We start from the raw sequence: 26296 nt of genomic DNA, 5'->3' as shown, positions 1-26296 counted from the left end.
GTCACGCCGCGGTCTTGAACTCGACCGTATAGCCGACGGGGTCTTCGACGTAGACGCAGGGGTATTCGCCCGTCGCGCCCTCGCGGACCGCTTCGGTGAGCACCTCGATGTCGGACGCTTCGACCCGTTCCATCACCTCGTCCATCGACGCGTCCACGAACACGGCGAAGTGGTTGATCGTCTCGCCAGTCGGCTCGGGCACGGTCTCCCGCGGGGAGACGTGGATGATACAGGACGGCCCGAGGCGGACGTAGAAGAACTCCCGCTCGCCGGCACGGTACTCGTCGTAGTACTCCGTGCCGAAGCCCATGTCGTCGCGGTAGAAGCCGACGAAGGCCTCGATTGCCGATTCCGGGACGCGAACGTTGACGTGGTCGATCGCCGTCGCTTCCATGGCGACCGGTTCCGGGGGCGGTCATTTCGGTCTTGTGAATCCGGAGACAGATACGGCGGTCGTTCGTCGCGTCCGCGGTGCCCTGGTTCGACCCGCAGCAACCGCCCTCCGGTATCGCCGGCAGTACGACTACTTCACTCGGACCGAATAGTGACACACGATGACAGACAGCACCAACCGCGACAGATCGGCGCGAACGGCGAGACCTGCCGGAGAGGGCCAGACCGAACACGAGGGGAGTCGGCGGGGTTCCCTGGACGACATCCGGGAGACGTACGCGGAGCAGGCCAGCACGATGGCCCGGTTGCGCCGGCTCGACCGACTGCTCGTGGGGCGGTATCGGCGTCGACTCTTCGGGCGGGCGACCGGCCGGGTCCTGGACGTCGCCTGCGGGACGGGGACTAACGCCGAGTACGTGCCCGAGACGGCCGAGTACGTCGGCGTCGACGTCAGCCCGGAAATGCTCCGGGAGGCCGACGCGGAGCTTCGCCGACTGGGACGCGGCGGGACGCTGGCGGAGATGGACGCCCAGTCGCTGGCCGTGCGCGACGACAGCTTCGAGACGGTGATCTCGTCGCTGTCGACGTGCACGTTCCCCGACCCGCTGGCGGCGCTCGGGGAGATGAACCGCGTCTGCGAGCCCGACGGGCAGGTCCTGCTCCTCGAACACGGCCGCAGCAGCGTGGAACTGCTCGGTCGGCTCCAGGACTGGCGCGCCGACGCGCACTTCGAGAAACACCGCTGTCGGTGGAACCAGAATCCGCTGGCGCTCGTCTCGCAGTCCGACCTCGCGCTCCGCGAGTCGTCCACGAAGCTGCTCGGCGTGATCACCGCGATCCGGGCCGAGCCCGGGTGAGCGGGGGCCGAACCCGCGACGCCTGAGCGGAGACCGCTCCCACGCCGGGTGGGCAAAGTCCGATCCCGCGCCGGGTGAGCGGAGCCCCATCCCGCGCCGGGTTTATATTCGACTGTTGCCTACGCAGGCGTGTGAGCACGCGAACGAGTGCGCTGGACGCGGTCGTCTTCGGGGTGGACGTCCAGAGCGGCGACGTGCGCGGGGACGTCTCCTACGCGCTGGTCGCGTTCGACGGCGAGCACGTCGACCGCGACGTGGTCTCCCGGCGGAAGCTCCGCCGGCTGATCCGCGACGAGAAACCCGCCATCGTCGCCACGGACAACATGTACGAACTCGCGGAGAACAAGGACGCCCTCGTCCACTTTCTGGGCGAGCTCCCCGACGAGACGACGCTGGTGCAGGTCACCGGGGCGGAGCGGCCTGAACCCCTCTCCCGGGTCGCCAACCGCCACGACGTGCCCTACGGCAAGGACCCGATGAAAGAGGCCGAGGCCGCCGCCCGCCTCGCCGCCCGCAACGTCGGCCAGGTCGTCTCCGCGTTCACCGACGAGACGGAGATCAAGGTCTCCCGCGGCCGCTCGACCGGCGGTGGCGGCGGCTGGTCCGAGGACCGCTACACCCGCCGCATCCACGGCTCGGTCAAGAAGCGGACCCGCGAGGTCGAGGCCGACCTGAAGGAGGCCGGCCTGGACTTCGAGCGCGACGAGACCGAGAAGTACGGCGGCTTCTCCAACGCGATATTCACCGTCGAGGGCCGCCCGCGGGACATCCCGGTCTCCAACGAGCGGGCCGGCGACGTGCGCGTCGAGGTCGAGCGCGTCCGCCGCGACGGCATCGAGTTCCGCCCGCTCGCCAAGCGGCGGGATCACGTCGTCGTCGGGGTCGACCCCGGGACCACCACCGCGGTCGCCATCGTCGGGCTCGACGGCGAGGTGCTGGACGTCCTCAGCACCCGCACGGCCGACAGCGCCGAGGTGACCGAGTGGATCGTCGAACGCGGTCGGCCGGTCATCGTCGCCGCCGACGTGACGCCGATGCCCGAGACCGTCGAGAAGCTCCGCCGGTCGTTCGACGCCGCCGGCTGGGTGCCGGATCGGGACCTCCCCGTCGACGTGAAGCAACATCGTACGCGCGAGGAGGGCTACGACAACGACCACGAGCGCGACGCCATGGCCGCCGCCTTCGGCGCCTTCGACGCCCACAAAGACCAGTTCGACCGCATCGCCGCGAAGGTCCCGCCCGGGCAGGAGGTCGGTCCGGTCGTCGCCCGCGTCGTCGCCAACGAGGAGAGCGTCGAGACGGTCCTCGACGACCTGCGCGACGACGGCGGCGAGGACAGCGACGAGGCCGAGCAGCCCGACAACGAGCAGTCGCCCGAGCAGAGACGCATCTCCCAGCTCGAGTCGCAGGTCGCGCAGTTGCAGTCCCACGTCGAGAACCTCGAGGGGACCATCGCCGAGAAGGACGACGAGATAGACGACTACGAACGCAAGCTCTCGGAGGCCCGCAGCGAGACGCGCGTCGAGGCCCGCAAGGACCGCGAGGTCACCCGACTGGAGCGGGAAAACCGCCGCCTGAAGGGCGAGATCGACGAGAAGGACGAGCGCATCGACGAACTGGAAGGCAAGCTGGAGCGGCTGAAGGCGCTCTGGAAGCTCGACCACTCGAACTTCGCGGACGTCGCCGAGAAGAAACAGGGGCTGACGCCGGTCAAGGTCGTCGAGCAGTTCACCAGCGACGCCATCGACGACGCCCACGAGCGCTTCGGCCTCGCCGAGGACGACGTGATCCTGTTCCGTGATGCCTCCGGCGCCGGCGCCTCGACGGCCGACAAGATCGTCGACATCGACCCGCAGATCGTCCTCCGTAACGGCGGGCTCTCGGACGTCGCCGACGAGATCCTCTTCAAGCACGACATCCCCGTCGCGCCCGCCGACCTGGTGACCGTCCAGGAGGTCGACGAACTGGCGGTCGCCCGCGAGCGAGAGATCGACGAGGCCATCGCCGACTGGGAAGAGCGCGCAGAGGAGCGCGAGCGCGAGCGCAACGCCCAGATGGTCGACCGCCTCATCAGCGAACACCGCGCCGGCGACCGCGGCGAGAGCGACTGAGTTTCGCCGGGCCGACGCCGCCCCGGACCGCCGTCAGTTCTGTCAAGCTTTTTGTGTGTCGGGCGAGCCAGACCGGACATGGCAGGGAGCCAACACGGGCAGGTGCAGGTGGAATCGATCACCGTCGCGACCGGGCTGGCGGTACTCGCGGTCGTCTGCGGTAGCGTGCTTCTCGGCGTCGTCAACTCGCTGCTGTACGGCGACGTCGTCGGCGCGTTCGCGGTGGGTCGGATCCAGGGCACGGCGATCGGCCACATCTCGACGGCCGCCGTGATCGGGTCCGTAATGCTGGTCTTCGACCGCGGCACCAGCCAGGAACTCCTCGTGAAGACCGTCGGAGTCGTCTACGGCGCCGACCTCTTCGAGTCCATCCTCGGTGACCTGCTCTCCTCGTCGTTCGGCGTCGGGGTCGGGTACCTCCTCAGCCCGCTTTCCTCGGTCCTCGCCTTTCTCGGCTACGTCATCGCGTTCCACGTGCTGTTCGAGCGCGAGGACCTCCTCTGAGACGCCGCCTGGGGGACGGTGACGGACACGCAGCTTTTTGCCGCCCGGCGACCCGGTGTTCCGCATGCGGCCGCGCCGACGGATCTGGGCGAGCAGGGCGAGCGAGGAGCGAGCGCACGTCCGCGTCCTCCTCGCGCTCGGCGTCGCCGTGTTCGTCACACACTGGCTGTCTCTTCCGCCCGGTTGGCTGTGGCCGAGCGTTCCCTATTCCGTCGCCGGCTTGCTGGGTGTCGTCGCTGCGGGCGCGGGCTATCGCGGGTTCGGTTCGGCCGCCGGCGCCGTCGCCACGAGCGCGCCCGGGCTGGCGCTCGCGTTCCGCAGCGAGTACTGGGCGTTTCACTTTGGTTGCTTCCCGCGGGCGGGCGCGTCGGAGACGTGCCTGCTCGCGCCGCCAGCCGAGACGCGGTTCGTCGTCCAACAACTGCTCACGTCGGTCGCGTTCGTCCTCGTCGTCTGCGGGGTCGGGTACGCCGTCGGTCGCGGTCTGAGAAGCGCCGTCGGCGATCTGGACGGCCGACGTCCGCGGTGACTGGACGGCTGACGCGGCGGCTCTAAACCATCCCGCCCATGCCGAACGAGGCGAGGACGTTCGTGACGAGCCCGTAGAGGATCAGGCCGAGTCCGGCGACCACGAGGCCGATACCGGCGGCGATCAGCGGGTTCACCCAGGCGAGCAGTCCGATGCCGCCGAGGATCACGAGAATGCCGACGATTCCGGCGGCGCCGAGTTTGTCGATCACGTCTCCCCGTGCTCCGCGCCGGGACTTAACGGTTTCAGTCGCGGGCGTGAGGTGCCGGGAACTGCCGGCGATGGAGAATCAGTACGCGTACTCGGTGTCGACGTTCTGGGCGGCGCGGACGAGTTCGGTGACGGCCTCCCGGTTGCTCAGCAGTTGCATCTCCGAGCCCTCGAACTCGAAGGCCCCGCCCATGACCGCTTCGGTGACCTCGATCTCGTCTTCCAGCAGGTCGACCCACGCCGTGTACGGTCCCCGCAGCCCGAAGTCGTACTCCGCGTTCGGGTCGCTCCCCCGCGCGGCCACGCACGCACCGTCGGTGATCACGACGGTCAGCGTGATCGGGTTCCCGTCGTAGCGGTCGTCCGGGAGGATGTCGAACCGGAAGGTGGCGTCGAAGCCCTCGGCGGCTTCGGTGAACGCTTCCCGGTCGTTGAGTCTCGCTTGCAACTGGTCGGCCCACTCGTCCGCGTCGCCCGGCAACGTCGGTGTCATCTTGTCTGGTGTGGCTCGGTCGGCGACTTTGGCGTTTCGGGTCTAGTCGTGGTCGTCGATCCCGTGAAACGATTTATCCTGCCGGGACGAGTTGACAGCAATATGGCTGGTTCCCGTGCGAGAGCGGTCCTGTTCGGCGAGTCTCTTCCGCAGACCGTTCGAATTCTCGGGCTCGCCGCGCTGGTCTCCGTGGGGCTCTATCTCGGCCTGGTCGCCAGCGTCAGCGTCCTCGACAGGTGGGCACCGTTTCTGGGTAGCCCGTTCGCGTTCGCTCTCGTCCCGCTCGCGCTGTCGACGGCGGTCTCCGTCAGGAACGGCGGTCTTCTCGGCAGTCTCTCGATGGCCGTCGGCCCGAGTATCAGCTATCTCCTCTTGCACCTCGCGTACGCATCAGCGCCGACGCTCGTCGAGCAGTTCGTCGCGAGTACCCGGATCGGAATTCTGGTTGGAGTGCCTCTCGGAGTCGCCGGCTTCCTCCTCGGCGCCGGTATTCGGCGTGTCGGCCCTCGTTTTCGTGAGCGAGTGATCGTGTCTGGTCGTGCAGACTGACCAGTTTCATCTTGCTCGCTAGCAATTGAGTTCGGCATAGGAGACAGCAAGCGATGAAAGCCCTCGACCCGCTCGGGACGCCGCGGCTCTCACGGTTCGCTTCGCTCACCGTTCGAGCGACCGTGGCGCTCCCGTCGGTCGCGCCACGCGTTCGCTGCGCGCACTCACTTCGTCCGCGTGCTTACTTCGCCGGGGCGCCGAAAGACTCGCTTCGCTCCTCTTTCGAGCCCTCGTTCGCACGGTTCACGAGGACGCCACCGACCGGCCCTCGCCCTTTCAGTCCGCCAGGAGACTCGCTTTGCTCGTCTCCCGAGCCCTGGCTCGCTTCGCTCGCCAGAACGCCAGGAACAGCAGGACCGCACCACACAGCACCGCGCCTCACGCCTCCCCAGCCGATTCACTCGGTCGCTGCGCTCCCTCGCTCATCCCTCGCACGGGTCCGTCTCGTGCCCTCGCATTCGCTCGGGACACTCGACAGCGCGCGCCACCGAAGAAAATCCGCAGTCTGCACCCGTTACAGTTCCAGCCCGTGGATCGCGACGGACTCCTCGCCGTCTTCGACGCGACCGATGATCCGACCGTCGTCCGTGGCGTCGACGACCGCTTCGGCGTCGTCCTCGGACATCGCCGCCACAAACCCGGTGCCCATGTTGAACGTGCGGTGCATCTCCTCGTCGTCGACGTTGCCCTCCTGCTGGACGAAGTCGAAGACGGGCTGGGCGTCGAAGGGGTCCGTGATTTCGTAGCGGAACGCGCCCATCCGGGTCAGATTCGTCCATCCGCCGCCGGTGACGTGAGCGGCGGCGTGAGTCTCGACCTCGCGCAGCGGGCCGAGGAGGTCGCTGTAGATGCGCGTCGGTTCGAGCAGTTCCTCGCCGATCGATCTATCCGAGTTCGGAGGAAACGGATCGGTGTACTCGTGATTCCGGGTGACGGCCTCGCGGGCGAGCGTGAGACCGTTCGAGTGGATACCCGAGGACGGCCAGCCGACGACGACGTCGCCGGCTTCGGCTTCGCCGGGGAAGATGGCGTCCTTGGGCGCGAGGCCGGCGCAGGTGCCGGCGATGTCGAGGCCTTTGATCACGTCAGGCATCACGGCCGTCTCGCCGCCGACGAGGGCGACGCCGGCCCGCTCGGCGCCCTCGTCCAGCCCTTCGCCGATCTGTTCGGCGGTGGCGTCGTCGGGTTCCTCGACGGCGAGGTAGTCGACGAAGGCGACGGGGTCGACGCCCGCGGCGACCAGGTCGTTGGCGTTCATCGCGATGCAGTCGATGCCGATGGTCGAGTAGTCGTCGAGCGCCTCGGCGACCAGGAGCTTGGTACCCACACCGTCCGCGGCGAGCGCGAGGTAGCGGTCGCCGATGTCGAGCAGGCCCGCGTAGTCGCCCTCGAAGTCGCCGGTGGCGCCGACCAGCGCCGCCGTTGCCGCTTCCTGGCCGGCGATGTCGACGCCCGCGTCGGCGTAGGTCAGTCCCTCCGCTTCGTCCTCGGCCGCGTCGTCCGATCCGTCGGTCGCGTCCCCGTCGGTCATGTTGAATCCCCCGCGGAGCGCGAGCAAAAGGCCACCGTTTCGGGTGGAACGGGGCAGCAGATCCGATACGAGTTTGACAGTTCGGTCACACAGCAGCGATGGAATGGTCGACTCCGTGACTCGCGAGGTCGTCGACGGGCAACTCGCCGCCTACAACGACGGCGACGCCGAAGCGTTCGCATCTCACTTCGCCGAGGACGCGGTCATCGCGCCCCTCTCCGGCGACGAGACGACCGCAGAGGGCCGCGAGGCCATCCGGGCGCAGTACGCCGACCTCTTCGAGGCGTATCCAGAGCTGGACTGTGTGTTCGAGGATCGTCTCACTGTCGGTCCGTTCGACGCCTGCCGCGAGCGGATCACCGGGATGGACGAGCCGATGGACGCCCTGGCGGTCTACGAGGTCCGTGACGGGGCGATCCAGAACCTCTGGCTCGGTCACGAGTGACGACCGCGTTTCCGGCGCTCACCGACCGCCGGGCTCGTCCGGTTCGAGGAACCGCTCGGTTCCCCTCCTGGCGAGCCAGGGGACGCGCTCGACGAGACTCATCCCGATCCGCGTCTGCCAGTCTGCGTAGATCACGGGCCCCGTGGAGTCGATCTTCCGGGCGAGCTTGCGGCCCACGTCGGCCGGCTCGCTCGTCGCGGCGTCGGGGTACTTCAGGACGGCCGCCGACCGCGTCCGCGTCGCCGGCGGGTACAGCAGCGTGCACCAGACGTCCTCGTGGCGGAGCTCCTCCCGGAGCGTGCGCGTGAGCCCCTCGACGGCGCCCTTGGTGGCGGTGTACCCCGACAGCCCGGGGTGGCCGACGCTCGCCACGCCGGAACTCACGTTGTGGACGATCCCCGTCCCCCGGGCGCGCATATGCGGCAGGACGGCGTGGATCGTCCGGAGGTACCCGAAGAAGTTCACCTCGAACTCGCGCCGCGTGTCCGCGAGCGTCCGGTCGGCGAACAGGCCGAAATCGAAGACGGCGGCGTTGTTCACGAGGACGTCGATCCGTCCCCATCGGTCGAGGACGGCGTCGACCGCCGCTTCGACGTCCGCGTCTTCGGTCACGTCGCACTCGGCGACGTGGACGCGCTCCGGAGCGACCTCCGCGAGGGAGTCGAGACCGTCCCGGTTCACGTCGAGGCCCGCGACTCGGTAGCCGTCCCCGATCAGCGCCCGCGACAGGTGGTAGCCGATCCCCTCGTTCGCGCCCGTGACGACGATCACGTCGCCGGTATCGAGTGTTACCATCTACCGCTCTACGTGCCAGCGGGCGATAAATCGGGCGCCCGCCCGACCGCGGGGTTCGACAGTGCTCGTCACTCGAACGGCGGCTCGTAGTCGTTGCGGACGTAGTAGCGAACCCAGTTGCCGTAGGTGCGGTCGGCCGGCGTGTCGGAGACCTGTTCGTAGCGGACCGTCCCGCTCTCGTCGATCACGTACGTCGCGGCTTTCCCGGTCAGGCCGTGATCGGTCTCCTCCGTGCCGCTGTAGCGGTCGCAGACCTCGGCATCGGGGTCCGCCAGAAGCTGGATCTGCAGGTCGTAGCGGTCGCGCATCTCGGTCACCTCCGGCAGGGGGTCGGGGACGACCGGGACGACGCTCACGTCGTCGTGGAACCACATGTCGTAAGACACCTCGCTGAACGTCTGTAGCTGCTCGGCGCAGAAGGAACACCAGACGCCGCGGTTGATCAGGACGACAGCGGACCCCTCGTCAAGTTCGTCGCTCAGCGAGACGGCGTCGCCCGCGGTGCTGGGGAGTTCGAACTCGGGAGCGGATTCGCCTTCGAGACTCATGTCTCACCGGAGGGACGCGAGCGTGGTAAGTCGCCGGCCGGCAGTGTGCGGGTCGCACCCGGCCGCGTCGTGCCGGTCCGCCGCGTTCGGACGGGTCGTCAGTCCGTTTCCTCGACGTTCTCGTCGATGGCCATCCCGGTGGTCATGATGGCCTGCATCCCTTCTTCGACCGAGAGGTCGACGTCGAATATCCGCTCTTCGGGGAGGTTGATGAGGTGGCCGCCCATGACGGGGTTGGGCGCCATCGGGACGAAAACGGTCTGCATGTCGGCGCTGTCGGCGGCCCGTTCGATCTGGTGGGGCGTGTCCGCGGTGAGGAACGCGAGCGCGAAGCAGTCCTCGCGGGGGAACTCGACGATTTTCACCTCGCGGAAGCTCTCGGTGTCGCCGTCGACCATCACGTCGCTCATCCGCTCGACGCTGGTGTAGATGGAGCCGACGCCGGGCAGGTCCTCCATGAGGACGTCGAAGCGACTCGCGATCTCCGTCTCCGGACCGTGCTGGGCGGCGAATCCGACGGCGAAGATGACGGCGAACACGACTGCCGCGGCGAGCAGTTCCACGACCCACGTGCTCATCTCCCGGCCGGGACCGAGCGCGACGATGGCGTCCGCGAGCGGGGTCAGCGCGCTCGATACCGTCCCCAGCACCCACAGCAACACGAGGACCGTGATGAAGAAGGGGACGGTGAGCGCCAGCCCCGAGAGGAACGTCTGCCTGAGGTCGCGCCTGACAGCCTGGCTCTCTTCCGCCGCCACGTGCGCGATGTCGTCGACGTCAGGTCCGGACATGTCGACGGTTGGGGCCGGAGACCGAAGTGCTTTGGTCGGCCCGCGAACGGCCGCGAGACGGACGCCCTCCCGCTCAGAAGAACGTCCGCAGGTACGTCCGCTCCGGCGGGAACAGCGCCGCGAGCGCGTCCGCCGTCGACTCGTCCGCCACCGAGAGGTCCCCGACCCGACGGGCCGCGTCCACGTCGTGGTAGCCGGCGACGAGTTGCGACAGCGTCCCGATCCCCACCGTCGCATCGGCGTCGCCGTCGGCAGCCGCGTCGGGGTCGGCGGCCACGGTCCCGTCGCCGTCGGAAACGGTGAGGCGGAACTGCCCGTCGTTCCAGGGCGCCGTCTCGTCGGCCACCCGCAGCGTGACCGCCGCGCTCGCGTCAGCCGGGTAGGGGCACGCCGCGAGCGCGTCGGCCACGTCGACGATCCGGACCATCGGGCCGGTCTTCGCCTCGCAATCGACCTCGTCCGGGTCGGGGACGAGGTCGAGCAGGTCGGTCCGCGCGTCCGAGTAGACGACGACTTCACTCGCCTGCGAGTCGTGGTCGGCGAGGAATCCCAGCAGACCGAGCCACGCGTCGTGGTCCGCAGCGGCCGCGTCGGCGACCGTCAGTCGCTGGTTCATGTGTTTCGGACCGCCCAGGTCCTCGAAGCTGTAGACGAGATACGCGCGGGCCTCGCCGTCGCGCTCCCAGACGTACGCCCATGGCCGGTCGTCGTCGCCCTCGCGGAGGACCCGCTCGCGCCACCAGTTCTCGCTCGACCGCCGGAGCGCGAGCGTCGTCTCCTCGGCCTGCGTCTCGTGGACAGCCTGTAGCTCGCGCCACTCGTCGGCGGAGACGGGGCGGGCGTGTCCGTCGACCGCGCCGCGGGCGAACGCCAGCTGGTCCGGCGGGCAGGTGTACTTCGCGTAAGTGTTCGCCGTCGCCCAGCCGAACTGCTCGTAGTACGACCGCGAGAACGGCCACAGCGCGGCCAGCGGGAAGCTCCCGCGCCATCGCTCTAGCGCGTCGTCGATCAGGGCGCCGACGTACCCCTCCCGGCGGTGTTCGGGCGGCGTGGCGACGGCGGCGAGACCGGCGAGCGAGACCCACTCGCCGCGGAGGTTCGCCGAGAGGTCGTAGTGGCCGCAGACGCTGACGAGGTCGTCGCCGACGAACGCGCCGTAGCGGTCGGCGATGCGGTCTTCTTCCTCGTCGTAGGTCTGGGGACCGTCGCCCGGGCTGAAGGCGTAGTCGGTGATCGCCCGGAAGTCGGCGAACTGCTCGGCCGAGAGCGGTCGCACGTCCGCGTCCGCGTCGTCTGTCATACCTCCCTTCGGGCGCGCCGCGCCGTTATAGCTTCGGCACTCGGGTGCTGTCAGAAGTACGTCCGCAGGAACACCCGTTCGGGCGGGAACAGCGTCGAGAGCGTGTCTGCGGTCGCCTCGTCGGCGACCGAGAGGTCGCCGAGTCGACGCGCTGCCGTCACGTCGTGGTACCCGACGACGAGCTGTGAGAGCGTCCCGATGTCGACGGTCACGTCGGGCTCGCCGCCGGTCGACGACGAGCACGTGCCTTCGCCGTTGGCCACTTCGAAGCGGACCCGGTCGTCGTTCCAGTCCGCGGTCCCGTCGGTTACGTCGAGGACGAGGTCGCCGGTCGCGTCGGCGGGATACGGGCAGGCTTCGAGCGCGTCGGCCACGTCGACGACGCGGACCATCGGCCCGGCCATGACCCTGGAGTCGACCGTCGTCGAGTCGGGAACGAGGTCGAGCAGGTCGGCGCTCGAATCGCCGGAGAGCACGACTTCGTCGGCCTGCGAGTCGTACTCGGCGAGGAACCCCAGCAGTCCCTGGAGCGCCTCGTGGTCGGCGTACGCGACGTCCTCGACGCTCACCCGCCCGTCGGCGAATTTCGACCCCTCCCCGAACTCGTAGACGACGTACCCGACCACCTCGCCGTCGCGTTCCCAGACGCAGGCCCACGGGCGGTCGTCCTCGTCGGCCGAGAGCAGGCGGTCGCGCCACCACTGCTCGTCCTCGCGACGGAGCACCAGCGAGCGCTCGTCGGCGAACGCCTCGTTGACAGCTCTCAGGTCGGCCCACTCCTCGGCTGTCGCGGGTCGCGCACGGCCCTCGACGGACCCGCGAGCGAACGAGAGCTGGTCGAGCGGACAGGTGTACTTCACGTACCGGTTCGCCGTCGCCCAGCCGTACTGTCGGTAGTAGGGCGGCGAGAACGCCCACAGCGCGGCGAGCGGAAACTCGCCACGCCACCGCGCCAGCGCGTCGTCGACGAGCGCTTCGGCGTAGCCCTGTCGCCGGCGTTCGGGCGGTGTCGCCACGGAGGCCAGCCCGGCCAGCGGCGTCCACTCACCGCGCAGGTTCGCGGTGAGATCGTAGTGCGTACAGACGCTGACGAGTTCCTCGCCGTCGAAGGCGCCGTAGGGGTCCGATATCCGGTCGCACTCGGTCGTTTCGTCGTACTCCTGTGGGCCCCTCTCCGGGTGAAACGAGTGGTCGGCGATGGCGCGGAACTCGGCGGCGTCCTCCGAGCCGAGCGGACGGACGCTGACTCGGTCTGTGGCGTTCGACATGCCTGTTCCCGCGATTGGCGAACCGATATGCGTTGGGTGGCAGTGTTGGTCGGTAACACTTGGCAGATGGGGCCGCGGATCCGGTGCCGCCCGCTCAATAGGTCTGGGAGGAGGCGGACCCGACGGCGATTCGGACGAGCGTGTTCTCGGACCAGTCGTCCGGGTCGGTGCCGTAGCGGCGGTTGATCCGTCGGTTCGCCCGCTCGTTTTCCTCCTCGTCCTCGACGACGGTGGCGGTCCCGCGCACGGTGATGGTCCACTCGGGGTGGCCGGCCTCACTCTTCTGTATCGAGAGGGCGACGCGCGGGTTCTCGCGGATGTTCGCGAGTTTCTTCCCGGTGGTCATCACCTCGATCACGGGCCGCTCGTCGCCCTCGGCGGGTTCGTAGCGGAACCAGACCGGCGCGGCGTGGGGGCGCCCCTCCGCACAGGTCGCCAGGTGCGCCGCCACGGGGTCGCCGGTCAGGAGTTCTTCGACCTCCTCGGAGACTGTCTGGGCCATGTCTGCGATTGGGTCGGGACGCGGAAGTGCACTATCCTCTTTTTCGGAGCGGTGGCGCGCGCTGTCGCGGGTCTCGTCCCGCGACAGCACCGCGCGAGGGATGAGAAGCGCAACGGAGTGAGCATCGCAATCGGCTGGGGAGGTGTGAGGCTGTCTGCAGTGCTGTGTGGTGCGGTCGCTGTCCTTGGCGGACTGAAAGGGCGAGGCGCGCTCGCGTCCAGTTCAGTCGCCTGAGCGGGCACTATCCGCGTGAGTGCGGTGCTGTGCGGTTGTTCGAGCGCGGATATGCCGGTCAGCGACCGCGAGTGCGAGGCGCGAGCGAAGCGAGCGCGCCTCGACATGTGAACGGGGAGCGAAGCGACCCGTGAGCGAGCGGGCCGAGGGCTTTCGTCGGTGACTGTCGGACACAACAAATGAAACTCCGAAAACCGACACGACTCCGTCAGAGCCCGAGGCCGAACAGCGCGAAGACGGCGAGCAGGACGCTCGGGACGGCGACGGCGACGTAGACGGGCTTGCTCCAGCCGATCACCTTCTTCCCGTCGAGCGGGCCGTAGGGGATCATGTTGAACCCGGCGAGCAGGAGGTTGATGCTGACGCCGCGGGCGCCGACGAGTCCGAGGAGCCCCGGCCCGAACAGCATGACCGGCAGGAAGACGGCCGCGAGTCCGAGGTTCGTGACCGGGCCGGCGAGCGCGATGAGGCCGTTCTCCCGCGCGGTGATGCGGCCGCGGTGGACGACGGCCCCGGGCGCCGCGAACAGGAAACCCGCGAGCGCGGACATGACGGCGAGGAACAGCATGCCGTAGTCGGCCTGGAAGGCGGCGACCTGGCCGAAGCGGACGGCGACGACCTTGTGCGCGAGCTCGTGCAGCAGGAAGGCGACGCCGACGGTGGCGAGCGAGACGCCGACCGCGAGGCCGACGGCCGTCGGGTCGACCGCGCCGCGCAGGGCCGCCTCGGCGAGCGTTCGGTCGATGAAGATGGTGAACGCGACGCCGAGCGCGAGCCACGCGACCGCGAGGTCGCGGAGTTCGCGGCGGCTGAACGAGATGCCGCCGCGACCGCCGCCGGGGCCGCCGCGGCCGCTCCGACCGCCTCGGCCGCCGACCGAGGACCGGCTCACGTCAGCGTCCTCCAGACGATGTCCCAGCCGGTCTGGGCGCCCCGGAGCAGCTGTTCGCCGATGGCGCTGACCCCGCCGACGTCGGCGGACAGCAGCGGCAAGATCGCGGGGAAGACCACGAGACTCGCGATCATGCTCCCGACGTTGGTCAGGCCGGCGATGAGGATCAGCCGGAAGAGCGGCACCTCGCGCATCCGGGCGAAGATGTCGGCGATGGGCGCTTCCTCGTCGTCGAGGATTTCGTTGAGGCGGCCGATGTCGGCGACGTTCACGTCGACGTAGCGCAACTCGACGTAGCCGGCGAACCAGCCGGGGGCCAGCAGCGGGTTGACGCTGGTCAGCCAGGCGACGCCGCCGCCGACGAGCGCGCTCGGCCAGTGCGCGCCGGCCAGTTTCGCCAGCCCGCCGGCGAGGATCCCGTTGACGAGGAACCACGCGACGAACAGTTCGAGCAGGAACCCGTTGCTCGCCCCGCCGAGCGCCAGCAGGACGAAGAAGACGAGGAAGCCGACGGTCATCGCGTACCCCAGCGCCTTGTAGAGGTACGCGGAGAGGCCGGTCCCCGACGCCTCGCCGACGAGCGACTCCATCGGCGGGAGGCTCTCGGGGTCGTCGAGGTAGCGCTGGATCCCCTCGCGGTGGCCGGCGCCGACGACGGCGACGACGCTGTAGCCGGCCTCGCGGAGCGCGACGAGGCGGTGGGCGATGAAGGCGTCGCGCTCGTCGATGAGCGCCTCGGCGGCGCCCGGTGCGAACCGTCTGAACTCCTCCATCATCGCCGTCACCACGTCCGCGTCGGTCAGCTCCTCGATGTCGATCTCGTCCAGGTCCTCCTCCTCGGGGAGAGCCATCGCGAGGATCCCTCCGCCGAGGACGCCCAGGCCGCCGCCGACGAGCGCGCCACCGAGGAGACCCGTCCCGGTCTGGAGGACGAACCCGCCGAGCGAGGTGAGCCGTTCGGCCGACAGCGAGAGCGGACCGACGGCCAGGCCCCCGCTCGCGGCGACGGCCACGCCGAGGACGGACCCGGCGCCGACCCCCGCGACGATCCGCGTGTACGTCGTATTCGGTACCGGGAGGCCGGCGAGCAGGCGCGCGAACGCCGAATCGAACAGGGACCACAGGACGGCGCCGCCGATCGCGCCGGCGACGAGGCCGCCGGCGAGGGCGACGACATCGGCGCCGAGGGCCGCGACGATGTCCGCGCTCGCGAATCCGAGCGCGCCCGCGGCGATCATGGCGACGGCGAAGCCGGCGAACGCGCCCATCGAGAGGCCGATGCCGGCCCCGACGGCGACGGGCGACCCGACGGCCAGCGTGAGGTTGCCGAGCATCGAGAGCTTCCGGAGCGGGCTCAACCGCGCCCAGAAGCGCTGGACGGTCATCTGGATGTCGCGGTCGACGAGGGCGACGCCCAGCCCGTGCTCCTCGGCGGTGTCGATGGCCGCCAGCATGTCGGCGCCGGGGTCGACGCCGAGCTTCTTCCCCATCCGCGTCTGGACGTACGAGAGCATCCAGTAGGCCAGAAACTGGAAGACGGTGTTGCCCCGGAGCATGTCGCCGGGGTCGATATCGTCGGGCGTCTCGCCTTTGAGCTGGCGATATCTGCCCTCGTCGAGTTCGACGGCGACCACGTCCGGCTTGCGTTCGGCGATGGTCTGCTCGACGTCCTCGACGCTCTGCTGGGAGACGTGGGCGGTGCCGAGAACGTGTACCTCGCCCTCGCCCGCATCGCGAGAGGGCGGCAGCGTCAGGTCCCCGTCGACGTCTCCGAGGTCGTCACCAGCGACGCGCTCGGTCATTCACCCCCGCTACACGGGCGTCGGGTTTACCGTTGTCGGGACGACGACGGGTCGGCCGGTCGCCCGTCGCCCCCGAGCCGAGCGGCGAGGTGACGCAGAGGCGTAAGTATCATCCGGAAATATAGGCTCCCGAAACCGTTCGGACGTCCGCGATAGCGCCTATCAATGGGCATAATTCGCCGGTAAGCTTTAAATAGTGCAATTATCGTTTCTCGATATGAACCTGAAAATCAAGCTCGTGGCGCTCTTTCTCGCGATATCACTGATACCGCTCTCGGCGGTCGGGGCGCTCGCGACGACGAACATGGGCGACCTGAACCAGCACGCCCAGGAGCAGAGTTCGGAGTATCTGCGCACGGAGATCACGAGGCAGCTCGACACGACGGTCGAGGCGAGACAGGACGGCATCCAGAATCAGGTCGACGAGCGCGCGGTCGGCGTCAGGTCGATGGCGTCGTCGGCGACGATGGAGAACTACCTCGCCGCGAGCGAGGGGGAGATGGACCTGGTCCAGCAGATGAGCGAGGACCAGGTCGGGTACGTGGCGCTACAGATGCGTAGCTCGGTCGAGAACGCCCGCCGGACGATCCTCGAATCCGAGTACGACGGGCGCGCGTGGGAGGACCTCTCCGAGGCCGAACAGGCCGAGGTCGAGCGCCGCGTCGAGGCCCAGGTCGGTGGCACGGCGGGAGTCGGGACCGCCCCCAACGGAACGATGTACGATACGTTCCAGCCGGGCTACATCGGCGACACCGGGTACGCGTACATCACCGACCTGGAGTCGAACGTGATCGTCCACCACAGCCTCGACGAGGGGCACAATCTGAAGGAGGACACCGGCGGGACGCTCACCGTGTTCGCGGACATCAAAGAGCGGATCCAGACCGACGAGGCGGTCCGCTCCGGCGAGGAGTGGGGCGTCGCCCAGTACGACTGGGAGGACACGACCCAGGAGGGTAACCCGGTCGAGACGAAGTTCATCTCCTACACCTACTACGAGCCGTTCGACTGGATCCTGGCGCCGAGCGTCTACTACTACGAACTCCAGCAGACGGCGCTCGAGGACGCGAAACAGCGCACCGCCTCCTCGTTCGAACGGACCCTCGAGACCCAGACGTTGACCGTCGGCGACACCGAGCGGCCCGTCTTCGAGGCGATCACGTACGTCGACGCCGACGGCGAGGGCGTCGTCGAGACCGAACGCTCGGGCGACCAGATCGAGACGTCGACCTCCAGCCTCGGTTCCGAGGCGGACGCGACGTGGTTCCAGCGGGCGAAGGCCATGTCGGACGGTGAGACGTACTTCGGCGACGTTCGGACCATCGACGGCGCCGAGCGGATGGCCATCTCGACACCCGTCTACTACGACGGCCAGTTCAAGGGCGTCGTGGCCGCGCAGTTCAACTACTCGCTGATCACCGAGACCACCAGCTCGGTCACTGTCGGCGACAGCGGCTACCTCTACGTCCTCGACGAAGACGGCGAGGTAGTCAGCCACCCGGACCGCTCCGTCGTCGCGTCCGGGACCGACGCCGCGGCCGGCGAGTACGGCGCGGAACTCGGCGAGGTCGTCACCGAGCGGATGCTCGCCGGGGAGTCCGGTATGGCGACCCACACGAAGACGGTCGACGGCGAGAACGTGACCCGATACGTCCAGTTCGCACCGATCAACTTCGGTGACAGGCAGTACACGCTCGTCGCGACGGTGCCCGAGTCCGACGTGAACGAGCCGATCGCCGCGCTCGGCGCGTCGCTCCAGAACAGGGCCGACGGCGCGCGCAACCTCATGATCGGACTGATCGCGATCGCCGCCGTCGTCGTCACCGGCGCGGGCTACGGCGCGGCGCGGTACATCTCTCGACCGATCGTCCAGATCAAGGCCCGCGCCGCCGCGATGTCGCGGGGCCGGTTCGACGACGACACGGACATCTCCGCCGGGAACGACGAGATCGGCGAGATGGTCGAGGCCTTCGACGAGATGCAGGCGAACATGAACCGACAGGTCGACCAGATCGAGGCCGTCGGGGAGGCCCTGCAGAACGGCGACCTCGACGACGACCTGGAGACGGACTTGCCCGGCAAGTTCGGGGACATCATGACCTCGCTCGAGGCCGGGATGGGCGCTCTCCAGACGAGCTTCGCGGAGATCAGCCGCGCCAGCGCGAACGTCAGCGCCGGCCAGCTCGACCAGGACCTGGAGACGGACCTGCCCGGCGACTACGGCGACGTGATGACCGAACTCGACGAGGGGCTCGAACAGCTCTCCGAGAGCTTCGACCAGCTCGAGACGGTCAGCGCGGACCTCCGCGACGGCCGCCTCGCCCAGGACCTGGAGACGGGCCTGCCCGGCGACTACGGCGACGTGCTCGAGAACATCGACGAGGGGCTGGACTCGGTCGACGAGAGCGTCGCCCGCGTCCAGGCGATCGCCGAGGAAGTCCGGACGGCCAGCGGCGACGTGGCCGCCAGCACCGAGGAGATCGAGGCCGCCAGCGAGGACGTCGCGGGCTCCGTCCAGGAGATCTCCCACGGCGCCGACCGACAGGCCGAGAACTTGGAGGAGGCCGCCGACGAGATGAACGAGATGTCCGCGACGGTCGAGGAGATCGCTTCCTCGTCCGCCGACGTGGCCGAGACCGCCCGCGAGGCCGCCGAGCAGGCCGACGCGGGCCGCGACCAGGCGGCCGAGGCCTCGACGGAGATCCGGGAGATCGAAGACGAGACGGAACAGGCCGCCGAGCAGGTCGAGGCGCTGCAGGCCGAGATGGACGAGATCAGCGAGATCGTCGGTATGATCAACGACGTCGCCGAGCAGACGAACATGCTCGCGCTCAACGCGTCGATCGAGGCGGCCAACGCCGGCGAGGCCGGCGAAGGGTTCGCCGTCGTCGCCGACGAGATCAAGGGCCTCGCCGCCGAGGCTAGCAGCGCGACCGAGGAGGTCGAACGGCGCATCACGGACATCCAGTCGACGACCGGCGAGACGGTCGCCGACATCGACAGCATGCGCGAGCGCGTCGAGTCCGGCGTCGACACCATCGAGGAGGCCATCGAGATGTTCGGCGACATCGCCGAGGCCGTCGAGGCCGCCGAGAGCGGCGTCCGGGAGATCAGCGACGCCACCGACGACCAGGCCGCCTCCACCGAGGAGGTCGTCGCGATGGTCGACGAGGTGAGCACGGTCAGCGAGGAGACCGCCGCGGAGGCGACGAACGTCTCCTCGGCCTCCGAGGAGCAGGCCGCCTCGATCAACAGCGTCTCCCAGAACGTCCAGGAGATGGCCGGTCTCGCCGCCGATCTGGAGGAACTGGTCGACGAGTTCGAGGTGAGCGACGCCGACGGCGTCGACGTGGACGACGACGACTCGGGACCGGACGCCGTCGACTCGCTCGCCGACGCGGCGGACCTCGACGCGGCGGACGGCACCGGCGACCTCCCCGCCAGCACGGACGGCGGGCGCGACGCCGGCGACGGTCGCTGAGTCGCCGAACACTACTTTTCGCGCCGCTGAGTGGGGTTTTCTCGCGTGTCAGTCTACGAGTCGGCGATGTACCGCTCGTCGAACACCGCGGCGAGCGTCTTGAACAGCCCGACGACGATCGGGCCGTAGAACAGTCCCATGACGCCGAAGGCGTAGACGCCGCCGAAGACGCCGACGAGGATCGTCCCCGAGTGCAGCGACGACTCCCGGTCGACGACGCGCGCCCGCAGGTAGTCGTCGACGACGGCGACGGCCGTCATCCCGTAGACGACCAGGAACGCCGCCGCGAGCAGCCTGTTCTGCAGGCCGAGGTAGACGGCCGCCGGGCCGAGGACCCCGGCGACGCCCAGCACCGGGAACAGCTCGAGGACCATCATCACGAACACCCAGAACAACACGTCGGGGATACCGACGACGAAGAGGCCGACGCCCGCGACGGCGCCCTGAACGACGGCGACGAAGACGTGGCCTTTCAGGACGGCCCAGGTCGTCTCGTAGGCCTCCTCGTGGAGGTCGTCGGTCGTCTCGTCGTCCAGCGGGAGTCGCGCTTCGATCCAGTCGATCAGGTTGTCGCCGTCGACGAGGAGATAGTAGAGGACGAACAGGAAGAGCACGGCACCCAGGAAGAGGTCGGTCGTCGCGTTGACGAGCGTCGACACGTCGCCGAACAGCAGTTCGGCCACCCGCTGGGGAACCGACTCGACGATGGACTCCAGCGGCACCTCGATCCCGAGCAGATTCTCGATCCGCCGCTCGGCCCTGTCTCCGGCGGGGAACCGCTCCAGCACCGTCGACAGGTCCGTCAGCCCCGACGGCGCCGCGACGACCAGTATCCCGGCCATGGCCGCGACCGCGGCCAGCGAGAACGCGACGAGCGAGAAGCCGGCGACCCTCTCGCCGACCCGCGGGGCGAGCCGCCGCTGTGCCGGGGCGAGCAGCACGGCCAGCAGGAGCGCGGCCAGAAGCGCCGTCAGGAACGGGCGGACGATCAGCACCATCAGGTACGCGAACACGGCCAGCAGCGCCACGAAGAAGCCGACCCGGAGGGTCTCCGACCGGACCATCACGACCACCGGCTGGTCGAACCCGATCGGACGCGGTTCGGCCCGACCGGGCCGGCGGGGTTACGCACTCGCACGCTCGATCACACGAGTCTCGGGCCAAAGGGCCTTGATTCCAGATACCTCGGATTGATCGCGGGTTCCGTGCTCATTTCCTGCGTCGACGGGAAGGGACTCGGTCCCCGGCGATCGGGAACGATCGCCGTCGACCGCGACGCCCGGGGCACCCGACGTGCGACGAGCGTTCGATGCGGCGGAGAACGCGACCGAGCGGAGAACGCGACCGTGCGAAGAGAAGAGTCGACAGACGCGACGAGCGCGATATCGGGACGCCGTTCGGGAAGCGAGCGCGGACGGCTGCTTACTCGCTCTGGATGCGCGGCGCGAGCATGAACGTGACCTGGCCCTCACCCTCGGCGATGTCGAAGTGCATCTTGACGGGGAACTCCTCGCCGAGTTCCATGCGCACCTCGGCGTCCTTCGGGATGGCCTTGTTCATGTCCTTCAGGTAGTCGAGCGAGAACAGCGAGTGTGCGGTGCCCGCCGTCAGCTCGATGAGGTCCTCGCGAGTGAGTTCGAGGTGGACGTCGTCGGTGTCGCCCTCCGCGTCGACGTAGAAGTACTCGTCCGCCTCGTTGACCCCCAGTGCGATGTGGTCGGAAACCATGTCCGCTGCCGTGACGGCGCGGTCGATGTCGCGGCCCTCGATGACGATCTCGGCGGCGAGGTCGAGGTCGGGGAGGTCGGGTTCCTGACGGATGGAGTCGGGGTCGATGAGCGCGAGCGTGTACTCCAGGCCGTCGATGGCGATGTGGAGCTTGCGGGTCTCCTCGTCGAGTTCGAGGTGGACGAGCTGGTCGGCGTCGGCCATGCCGGCGATGTCCTCCAGCCGGGAGAGATTGACGCCGATGACGCCGCCGTCGGTCTCGTAGGACTCGAAGGCCGAGGCCGACAGCGTGAGGTCGACCATGCCGACGTTGGCCGGGTCGACCGCCCGGATCTCCAGACCGTCCTCTTCGAGGTGGATCTTGCACTCGTCCACCAGTACGCTCACGGAGTCCAGCGTTGTCCGGAGCGTGTCCGCGCTCACGATAGCGTTGAACATGTTGGCCGGAGCTATGCCCCCATCCATTAAAAAGTCCCTTCATTGCCCGCGAGGGCACGCGCGGTCGCGGTGATGGACGGCGCTCGCTTCGGCGGCAGCGGCCGGCCACTGCCTGCGAATGCACCCACCGGTCTTAGGCCCGGGAGACCACTACGACATCCGTATGCCGGCACCATCGAGCGGCGACGGTCGAGGGATCGACCGAGGGGACGCGGCGAACGGTGACTCTACGGGAGGGCCGGAACTGACGCGGCGGTCGATGCTCGCGGGGACCGGTGTCGCGATCGGGGCTGGCGCCGTCGGTGCGGCCGGGTTCGCGGGCGCGAGCGGCGTCGCCGCGGGTCAGATTACCGAGGCCGCGGCGATCCCGGAGGTGACGCGGTGGGAGAACGACAACATCGCCGGCTTCATGATCCACGTCGGCGGGTCGACCTCGCCGGCGCAGGTCCGGATCGCCGAGGACTGCGACGTGCCCGGGAGCGACACGTGGCCGCCCGACACGATGCTCGCTTACGAGGTCCACCTCATCAACCGGAAGACGGAGGGGACGCCAGAGGAGGAGGAGACGACGCTGTACATCGGCGACTCGGCGGAGGTGGCTCCGGGGACGCTCTACATCATCAATCGCTTCAACCGCTGCGGTAGCGGCTTCGTCGGCGTGACGCTCGAACAGATCGGTCGCTCGGACATCGAGGTCGACGGTGAGGCGGACGGCGGCGCCGGTGGCGGACAGGCCACCGTCGCCACGACCGAGCCGGGCGACGGCGGCGGATTCGGCAGCAGCGGCCCGGGATTCGGGGCGCTCGCCGCCCTGGCCGGTCTCGCCGGCGGCGGCGCGCTCCTGCGGTGGCGCGACACTGAGGAGTGACCGCCGTCCGGTGAGCGCTCCGCCGTACCCGTCCTTGACGGGACGGCCGGAACGACACCCCTAACCGCGTCGGCTGGCTATTCGGCGTCAATGAGCGGTAAGGACGAGTACTACAACAGGGCCAAACAGGAGGGCTATCGCGCCCGCTCCGCGTACAAGCTCCAGCAGCTGGACCGGACCGCGGGGCTGCTCGGGTCGGGGAACACGGTCGTCGACCTGGGCGCAGCGCCGGGCGGGTGGCTCCAGGTTGCCGCCGAGGAAGTGGACGAACACGGCACCGTCGTCGGCGTCGACCGTCAGCGCATCGACCCGCTGGAGGACCACGACAACGTCGAGTACGTCCGCGGCGACATCACCGAGGAGTCGACGATCGAGGAGATCGTCGAGCGCGTCGGCGCCGCGGGCGACGAGCGCCCAGTCGACGTCGTCATCTCGGACATGGCGCCGAACATGACCGGCGACTACGACCTCGACCACGCCCGATCGGTCCACCTCGCGCGGCAGGCCTTCGAGGTCGCCGACCAGGTGCTCGACTCCGGCGGCGACCTCGCCGTGAAGGTCTTCGACGGACAGGACGTGGAACCGCTCCAGGAAGACATGGAGGAGCAGTTCGAGTACGTCCGGCAGGTCCGGCCGGACGCCTCACGGGACTCCTCGTCGGAGCTCTACCTCGTCGCGAAGGGCTACCTGACGTCGCCCGTCCGCGAGGGCGACACGCTGGAGGTCGACATCGTCGACATCGGGAGCGACGGCGACGGCGTCGCCAAGGTCGACGGCTACACGCTGTTCGTCTCCGGCGTCGAGGAAGGAGAGACGCTCGAAGTCCGCGTCGACGACGTGAAACCGAACTTCGGGTTCGCCCAGCCAGTCGAGTGACCGGCCGACGAATTTCTCCGGTGTGAGCGGGGAACGAACCGCGTTCTACCCTGGGGATTGATATCACGCGGTAGCAACAGTGCTGACATGACGGGTCAGGAACGGGGTGATTCGGGGCGGTCGCGGGCGGGCCGGCGCCGGTTTCTGTCGGCGGTCGGCGTGACCGCGATCTCGGGGGTGTCGGGCTGTAGCGCCGACATCCTCGACGGCGTGGTCGGAACGGACGCGGCCGGGAGCGACACCGGCGCGACCGACGAGTCGACGCCGACGGCCGACGGGATGGACGGGCCGAAAGAGGAACACGGCGGCTGGCCCCGCTATCACTACGACAGCTGGAACACGGGCCACCGGACGGCGCCGCTCGGATTCGACGGCGCGCCGGCGGTCGAGTGGGAAGCCCCCGTCGGCGGCGTGAACACGATCGTCGCCGACGACGGGACGCTCTATCTCGCGGAGGGCGAGAACGGCGCCGTCCGCGCGGTCGACGCCGAAACCGGCGAGGAACGGTGGGTGTACGACGCGGTCGAGAAACTCGAACTCGGCGTCCGGACGGTGGCGCTCGACGACGAGGCGGCGTACGTCGGCGGGACGACGGCGGTCCACGCGATCGACAGGGAGAGCGGGCAACAGCGGTGGACGTTCGACGTCTCGACGCCGGCGAGTGCGCCGGTCGTCGCCGACGGGACGATATACGTCGGCGCTGGTGAACTCCTGTTCGCCATCGACCCCGACGGGTCGCGCCAGTGGGCGCTCCGGACCGGGGTTCGGATCCGAAACCCGCCGGCGGTGGTCGACGACACCCTCTACCTGACCGCCCAGGCGTGGCTGATCGCGGTCGACGCCGCGAGCGGCGAGGAGCTGTGGGCGCTGAAACCCGAGGGCGCGACGCCGCCGGTGACCGCTCCAGTGTACCGGGCCGGCAGGCTCTACGTCGGCGGCCCGTCGCACGTTTACGCCTACGACCCCGCGGCGGAGGGCGAGCACCTGTGGTCGACCGAGACGCTGAACCAGGTCGTATACGGGTCACCCGCGGTCGCGCACGGCACCGTCTACACGGGCGTCAACCTCGTCGACGCGCTCCACGCCTTCGACGCCGAGAGCGGCGACCGGACCTGGCAGCGATCTATCACCGTCGCCGGCAGCCCGGTCGTCGCCGGCGACACGGTCTACTGCGTGGACGAGGAGTACGCGGAACTGCGCGCGCTCGGCGCGAGCGACGGGAGCGACCGCTGGCGGGTCTCCTTCGAGGGGAATCTCAACGTCCAGCCGGTCGTCACCGACGACCGGATCTACGTCGCCGGCCTCGAACTCGGGAACACCGAGGGAACGCTGTACGCGCTGGGGGCGCGATGACCGGCGACACGTCGAGCGCCGGTGCGCTCGTCCTCGTCGCAGTCGCGGGGCTGCTCGTCGTGGCCCCCCTCTCCGGCGCCGCGGCCGCCGCGCTGGCCGGTGGGGGCGGTGTCGCCGCCCCGCCTGCCAGCGCCGACGCTCCGCGGGGCGAGGTCGCGGCCGCGGCGTCGCTCCAGTCGGGCAACGAGACGGTCGTCCACCGCGGGGAGAACGCGACGATCGTCCGTCGAGGCGCGTTCAGTATCGCGGACGAGACGAACCGAGCCTACTCGTCGATGGAAGACGAGCCGGTCGTCGCGAACGGGCAGGTGTACGGCGTGTTCACCGGCAACAAGCTGGCCGGCGACGAGGGCGAACAGCGCTTCTTCTCGGCGCTGTACGCGCTCGACGGAGAGACGCTCGACGTCGAGTGGCGCGTCGAGTTCGAGACCGCCGGACTCCACGGTCGCCCGGTCGTCGCCGACGGGACCGCGTACGTCGTCATGTACGAGCAGGGGAACGGAACCCGGCCGGACACCTACTTCCTCCACGCGTTCGACGCCGAGAGCGGCGACCGCCTCTGGAAACACGAACTCGGGTCGGTCCTGTACGACCGCCGAGGGGAGGCGTGGGGCACCCACGACCGCTATCACCCGATCTACGTCGTCGACGGCCGCGTCCACACGCTGACCGTCGACACCGGGCTCCAGACGCTCGTCGCGCTCGACTCGTCGTCCGGTGACGTCGCCTGGCGCCAGAAGGGGATCGCCGCGGGCGTCGGGACGGACGGCGAGCGTATCTACGCGGGCTACCGGGAGGGACAAGACGAGTACGACGCCGGCGCCGTCATCGCGCTCGACCCGGCGACGGGCGAGACGGTCTGGACCCGACCGAACGGCGACCTCTACGGCCAGCAGCGCGTGTCGCTCGTCTCGAGCGGCCGCGTGTACGCCGCTCGAAGCGGACCGCTGGGGAACGACGCCGTCGCGAACCTGCACGCGCTCGACGCCGCCACCGGTGAGGAGATCTGGACGGAACTCGCCTCTGGCAACTCGCGGATCGACCCGGTCGCGGTCTACTCCGCGTCGGAGACCGTCGTCGCCCAGACCTGGTCGCCCGTCGACGAGTCGGACGCGCCGAAGATCCAGGGGATCGACGACGCGACCGGCGACACCCGCTGGGCGGTCTCCTCGAACCGACTCGGCCCGACGTGGACGGTCCACACGGGCGAGCGCAACCTCTACGTCTACTCGGCGGGCGGCTTCTCCGCGTACGCCGGCGACACCCTCCACGGCCCGGACACGGACGGCTTCTTCCCGCAGCCCGCCTGGAGCCGGGCCTACGGTGACTTCGAGGACGTGCGAGAGATCTCCGAGGTCGACGGGGCGCTCTACGAACTCCGCACGACGACGACGGCAGTCGCGGTGTCGGCGTTCGACGCGACCGAGGGCGACCGCCGCTACGAGTTCGAGGTCGAGGGGGTCAGACCGTACATGACCGTCGCCGACGGCACCGTCTACCTCGAAACCGCCGGCGCGATACGCGCCTACGAGGCGGTCGACCCCGGGACGGTGCCGACCGCCGCCTCGCAGTCCACCGGCGACGCCGACCCGTCCGGCGCCACGGACGGACGCGAGCGCGTCGGCGCCGGGACCGATACCGCCGGCGACCCGTCGGCCGGCCCCGCCCTGCCCGGCCTGTTCGCGGGGCGCGGCCCGCTCGGCGCGCCGGTCGCCGTCTTGGCGGGGATGGCCCTCGGGATCGCCACGAGCGGCCTGCTGGTCGGGCGGCGCTACCGGTTCTGACGACGGTACCGACC

General features: G+C 69.3%; 25 protein-coding genes. 11 read left to right on the top strand and 14 right to left on the bottom strand.

Translation table 11 applies throughout. The features are described from left to right. Position 1: 1 nt before the first annotated feature. Positions 2–394, bottom strand: coding sequence for a VOC family protein (locus ACMGFH_RS14655; protein ID WP_415379186.1), 393 nt, complete (start codon positions 392–394; stop codon positions 2–4). Between the two features lie 160 nt (positions 395–554). Between ACMGFH_RS14655 and ACMGFH_RS14650 the strand changes: the two genes are divergently transcribed. From ACMGFH_RS14650 to ACMGFH_RS14635, 4 genes are all read left to right on the top strand, one after another. Then, positions 555–1250 carry a class I SAM-dependent methyltransferase gene (locus ACMGFH_RS14650; RefSeq protein WP_415379185.1) on the top strand — a complete coding sequence of 232 codons (696 nt, stop codon included), beginning with the start codon at positions 555–557 and terminating at the stop codon, positions 1248–1250. A 131-nt stretch (positions 1251–1381) separates the two neighbouring features. Continuing rightward, the gene (locus ACMGFH_RS14645) at positions 1382–3361 is read left to right on the top strand and encodes a DUF460 domain-containing protein (protein WP_415379184.1); all 1980 of its coding nucleotides are present in this window, start codon (positions 1382–1384) and stop codon (positions 3359–3361) included. A gap of 78 nt (positions 3362–3439) precedes the next feature. After that, positions 3440–3865, top strand: coding sequence for a hypothetical protein (locus ACMGFH_RS14640; RefSeq protein ID WP_415379183.1), 426 nt, complete (start codon positions 3440–3442; stop codon positions 3863–3865). 64 nt (positions 3866–3929) lie between these two features. After that, positions 3930–4394 carry a hypothetical protein gene (locus ACMGFH_RS14635; protein ID WP_415379182.1) on the top strand — a complete coding sequence of 155 codons (465 nt, stop codon included), beginning with the start codon at positions 3930–3932 and terminating at the stop codon, positions 4392–4394. A gap of 22 nt (positions 4395–4416) precedes the next feature. Here the strand turns inward: ACMGFH_RS14635 and ACMGFH_RS14630 are convergent, their stop codons facing one another. Continuing rightward, complete coding sequence (locus ACMGFH_RS14630) at positions 4417–4605, bottom strand: hypothetical protein (protein WP_415379181.1); 189 nt, start codon at positions 4603–4605, stop codon at positions 4417–4419. A gap of 78 nt (positions 4606–4683) precedes the next feature. Then, a complete protein-coding gene (locus ACMGFH_RS14625; RefSeq protein WP_415379180.1) occupies positions 4684–5097 on the bottom strand; it encodes an SCP2 sterol-binding domain-containing protein in 414 nt (137 codons plus the stop codon). A gap of 48 nt (positions 5098–5145) precedes the next feature. On the opposite strand from ACMGFH_RS14625, the gene ACMGFH_RS14620 reads away from it, so the two are divergent. Continuing rightward, positions 5146–5646 carry a hypothetical protein gene (locus ACMGFH_RS14620; protein ID WP_415379179.1) on the top strand — a complete coding sequence of 167 codons (501 nt, stop codon included), beginning with the start codon at positions 5146–5148 and terminating at the stop codon, positions 5644–5646. A 514-nt stretch (positions 5647–6160) separates the two neighbouring features. Here the strand turns inward: ACMGFH_RS14620 and purM are convergent. Continuing rightward, positions 6161–7177 (bottom strand): phosphoribosylformylglycinamidine cyclo-ligase, encoded by a 1017-nt coding sequence (purM, locus tag ACMGFH_RS14615; protein ID WP_415379178.1) that lies wholly within the window; start codon positions 7175–7177, stop codon positions 6161–6163. A 103-nt stretch (positions 7178–7280) separates the two neighbouring features. Between purM and ACMGFH_RS14610 the strand changes: the two genes are divergently transcribed. Next, complete coding sequence (locus tag ACMGFH_RS14610) at positions 7281–7622, top strand: SgcJ/EcaC family oxidoreductase (RefSeq protein WP_415379177.1); 342 nt, start codon at positions 7281–7283, stop codon at positions 7620–7622. A gap of 18 nt (positions 7623–7640) precedes the next feature. Here ACMGFH_RS14610 and ACMGFH_RS14605 read toward each other — a convergent pair whose 3' ends face one another. The 8 genes from ACMGFH_RS14605 to ACMGFH_RS14570 form a co-directional block, all read right to left on the bottom strand. Beyond that, the gene (locus tag ACMGFH_RS14605) at positions 7641–8417 is read right to left on the bottom strand and encodes an SDR family NAD(P)-dependent oxidoreductase (RefSeq protein WP_415379176.1); all 777 of its coding nucleotides are present in this window, start codon (positions 8415–8417) and stop codon (positions 7641–7643) included. A gap of 68 nt (positions 8418–8485) precedes the next feature. Further along, entirely contained in the window at positions 8486–8965 is a 480-nt protein-coding gene (locus ACMGFH_RS14600) for a peroxiredoxin family protein (protein ID WP_415379175.1), read from the bottom strand. Between the two features lie 98 nt (positions 8966–9063). After that, positions 9064–9756: a DUF502 domain-containing protein gene (locus tag ACMGFH_RS14595; protein ID WP_415379174.1), complete on the bottom strand. Its 693-nt coding sequence runs from the start codon at positions 9754–9756 to the stop codon at positions 9064–9066. Between the two features lie 73 nt (positions 9757–9829). Beyond that, positions 9830–11056 carry an enhanced intracellular survival protein Eis gene (gene eis / locus ACMGFH_RS14590; protein ID WP_415379173.1) on the bottom strand — a complete coding sequence of 409 codons (1227 nt, stop codon included), beginning with the start codon at positions 11054–11056 and terminating at the stop codon, positions 9830–9832. A 50-nt stretch (positions 11057–11106) separates the two neighbouring features. After that, complete coding sequence (eis, locus tag ACMGFH_RS14585; protein WP_415379172.1) at positions 11107–12324, bottom strand: enhanced intracellular survival protein Eis; 1218 nt, start codon at positions 12322–12324, stop codon at positions 11107–11109. A 94-nt stretch (positions 12325–12418) separates the two neighbouring features. Next, positions 12419–12826 (bottom strand): pyridoxamine 5'-phosphate oxidase family protein, encoded by a 408-nt coding sequence (locus ACMGFH_RS14580; RefSeq protein WP_415379171.1) that lies wholly within the window; start codon positions 12824–12826, stop codon positions 12419–12421. 442 nt (positions 12827–13268) lie between these two features. Then, positions 13269–13880, bottom strand: a complete 612-nt coding sequence (locus ACMGFH_RS14575; RefSeq protein ID WP_415383260.1) for a metalloprotease — start codon at positions 13878–13880, stop codon at positions 13269–13271. Positions 13881–13948: 68 nt separating this feature from the next. Beyond that, entirely contained in the window at positions 13949–15754 is a 1806-nt protein-coding gene (locus ACMGFH_RS14570; RefSeq protein ID WP_415379170.1) for a TraB/GumN family protein, read from the bottom strand. Positions 15755–15971: 217 nt separating this feature from the next. On the opposite strand from ACMGFH_RS14570, the gene ACMGFH_RS14565 reads away from it, so the two are divergent. After that, a complete protein-coding gene (locus ACMGFH_RS14565) occupies positions 15972–19235 on the top strand; it encodes a methyl-accepting chemotaxis protein (protein WP_415379169.1) in 3264 nt (1087 codons plus the stop codon). A 53-nt stretch (positions 19236–19288) separates the two neighbouring features. On the opposite strand, the gene ACMGFH_RS14560 is transcribed toward ACMGFH_RS14565, so the two are convergent. Together ACMGFH_RS14560 and ACMGFH_RS14555 are read right to left on the bottom strand one after the other, a co-directional pair. Beyond that, complete coding sequence (locus ACMGFH_RS14560; protein WP_415379168.1) at positions 19289–20299, bottom strand: AI-2E family transporter; 1011 nt, start codon at positions 20297–20299, stop codon at positions 19289–19291. Positions 20300–20657: 358 nt separating this feature from the next. Further along, complete coding sequence (locus tag ACMGFH_RS14555) at positions 20658–21401, bottom strand: DNA polymerase sliding clamp (RefSeq protein WP_415379167.1); 744 nt, start codon at positions 21399–21401, stop codon at positions 20658–20660. A 163-nt stretch (positions 21402–21564) separates the two neighbouring features. Between ACMGFH_RS14555 and ACMGFH_RS14550 the strand changes: the two genes are divergently transcribed. The 4 genes from ACMGFH_RS14550 (at position 21565) to ACMGFH_RS14535 (ending at position 26282) form a co-directional block, all read left to right on the top strand. Continuing rightward, the gene (locus ACMGFH_RS14550) at positions 21565–22269 is read left to right on the top strand and encodes a PGF-CTERM sorting domain-containing protein (RefSeq protein WP_415379166.1); all 705 of its coding nucleotides are present in this window, start codon (positions 21565–21567) and stop codon (positions 22267–22269) included. A 90-nt stretch (positions 22270–22359) separates the two neighbouring features. Beyond that, on the top strand, positions 22360–23145 hold the full coding sequence (locus tag ACMGFH_RS14545) for an SAM-dependent methyltransferase (protein ID WP_415379165.1): 786 nt from the start codon (positions 22360–22362) through the stop codon (positions 23143–23145). A gap of 87 nt (positions 23146–23232) precedes the next feature. Further along, the gene (locus ACMGFH_RS14540) at positions 23233–24498 is read left to right on the top strand and encodes a PQQ-binding-like beta-propeller repeat protein (RefSeq protein ID WP_415379164.1); all 1266 of its coding nucleotides are present in this window, start codon (positions 23233–23235) and stop codon (positions 24496–24498) included. Further along, positions 24495–26282, top strand: a complete 1788-nt coding sequence (locus tag ACMGFH_RS14535; RefSeq protein WP_415379163.1) for a PQQ-binding-like beta-propeller repeat protein — start codon at positions 24495–24497, stop codon at positions 26280–26282. The genes ACMGFH_RS14540 and ACMGFH_RS14535 overlap by 4 nt, the downstream gene beginning before the upstream one ends. Positions 26283–26296 lie beyond the last annotated feature (14 nt).

It is taken from the genome of Halosimplex rarum (assembly GCF_047715405.1).
Lineage (GTDB): Archaea > Halobacteriota > Halobacteria > Halobacteriales > Haloarculaceae > Halosimplex > Halosimplex rarum.
Note: the sequence above shows the minus strand (reverse complement) of the source record. Positions and strands in the feature narration are given on the sequence as shown.

What these genes read in the sequence shown, in the direction of transcription:
- ACMGFH_RS14655 (WP_415379186.1), bottom strand. Translation starts at nt 394, where the DNA reads ATGGAAGCGACGGCGATCGACCACGTCAACGTTCGCGTCCCGGAATCG.
- ACMGFH_RS14650 (WP_415379185.1), top strand. Translation starts at nt 555, where the DNA reads ATGACAGACAGCACCAACCGCGACAGATCGGCGCGAACGGCGAGACCT.
- ACMGFH_RS14640 (WP_415379183.1), top strand. Translation starts at nt 3,440, where the DNA reads ATGGCAGGGAGCCAACACGGGCAGGTGCAGGTGGAATCGATCACCGTC.
- ACMGFH_RS14635 (WP_415379182.1), top strand. Translation starts at nt 3,930, where the DNA reads ATGCGGCCGCGCCGACGGATCTGGGCGAGCAGGGCGAGCGAGGAGCGA.
- ACMGFH_RS14625 (WP_415379180.1), bottom strand. Translation starts at nt 5,097, where the DNA reads ATGACACCGACGTTGCCGGGCGACGCGGACGAGTGGGCCGACCAGTTG.
- purM (WP_415379178.1), bottom strand. Translation starts at nt 7,177, where the DNA reads ATGACCGACGGGGACGCGACCGACGGATCGGACGACGCGGCCGAGGAC.
- ACMGFH_RS14610 (WP_415379177.1), top strand. Translation starts at nt 7,281, where the DNA reads ATGGTCGACTCCGTGACTCGCGAGGTCGTCGACGGGCAACTCGCCGCC.
- ACMGFH_RS14605 (WP_415379176.1), bottom strand. Translation starts at nt 8,417, where the DNA reads ATGGTAACACTCGATACCGGCGACGTGATCGTCGTCACGGGCGCGAAC.
- ACMGFH_RS14600 (WP_415379175.1), bottom strand. Translation starts at nt 8,965, where the DNA reads ATGAGTCTCGAAGGCGAATCCGCTCCCGAGTTCGAACTCCCCAGCACC.
- ACMGFH_RS14595 (WP_415379174.1), bottom strand. Translation starts at nt 9,756, where the DNA reads ATGTCCGGACCTGACGTCGACGACATCGCGCACGTGGCGGCGGAAGAG.
- eis (WP_415379173.1), bottom strand. Translation starts at nt 11,056, where the DNA reads ATGACAGACGACGCGGACGCGGACGTGCGACCGCTCTCGGCCGAGCAG.
- eis (WP_415379172.1), bottom strand. Translation starts at nt 12,324, where the DNA reads ATGTCGAACGCCACAGACCGAGTCAGCGTCCGTCCGCTCGGCTCGGAG.
- ACMGFH_RS14580 (WP_415379171.1), bottom strand. Translation starts at nt 12,826, where the DNA reads ATGGCCCAGACAGTCTCCGAGGAGGTCGAAGAACTCCTGACCGGCGAC.
- ACMGFH_RS14570 (WP_415379170.1), bottom strand. Translation starts at nt 15,754, where the DNA reads ATGACCGAGCGCGTCGCTGGTGACGACCTCGGAGACGTCGACGGGGAC.
- ACMGFH_RS14565 (WP_415379169.1), top strand. Translation starts at nt 15,972, where the DNA reads ATGAACCTGAAAATCAAGCTCGTGGCGCTCTTTCTCGCGATATCACTG.
- ACMGFH_RS14560 (WP_415379168.1), bottom strand. Translation starts at nt 20,299, where the DNA reads ATGGTCCGGTCGGAGACCCTCCGGGTCGGCTTCTTCGTGGCGCTGCTG.
- ACMGFH_RS14555 (WP_415379167.1), bottom strand. Translation starts at nt 21,401, where the DNA reads ATGTTCAACGCTATCGTGAGCGCGGACACGCTCCGGACAACGCTGGAC.
- ACMGFH_RS14550 (WP_415379166.1), top strand. Translation starts at nt 21,565, where the DNA reads ATGCCGGCACCATCGAGCGGCGACGGTCGAGGGATCGACCGAGGGGAC.
- ACMGFH_RS14545 (WP_415379165.1), top strand. Translation starts at nt 22,360, where the DNA reads ATGAGCGGTAAGGACGAGTACTACAACAGGGCCAAACAGGAGGGCTAT.
- ACMGFH_RS14540 (WP_415379164.1), top strand. Translation starts at nt 23,233, where the DNA reads ATGACGGGTCAGGAACGGGGTGATTCGGGGCGGTCGCGGGCGGGCCGG.
- ACMGFH_RS14535 (WP_415379163.1), top strand. Translation starts at nt 24,495, where the DNA reads ATGACCGGCGACACGTCGAGCGCCGGTGCGCTCGTCCTCGTCGCAGTC.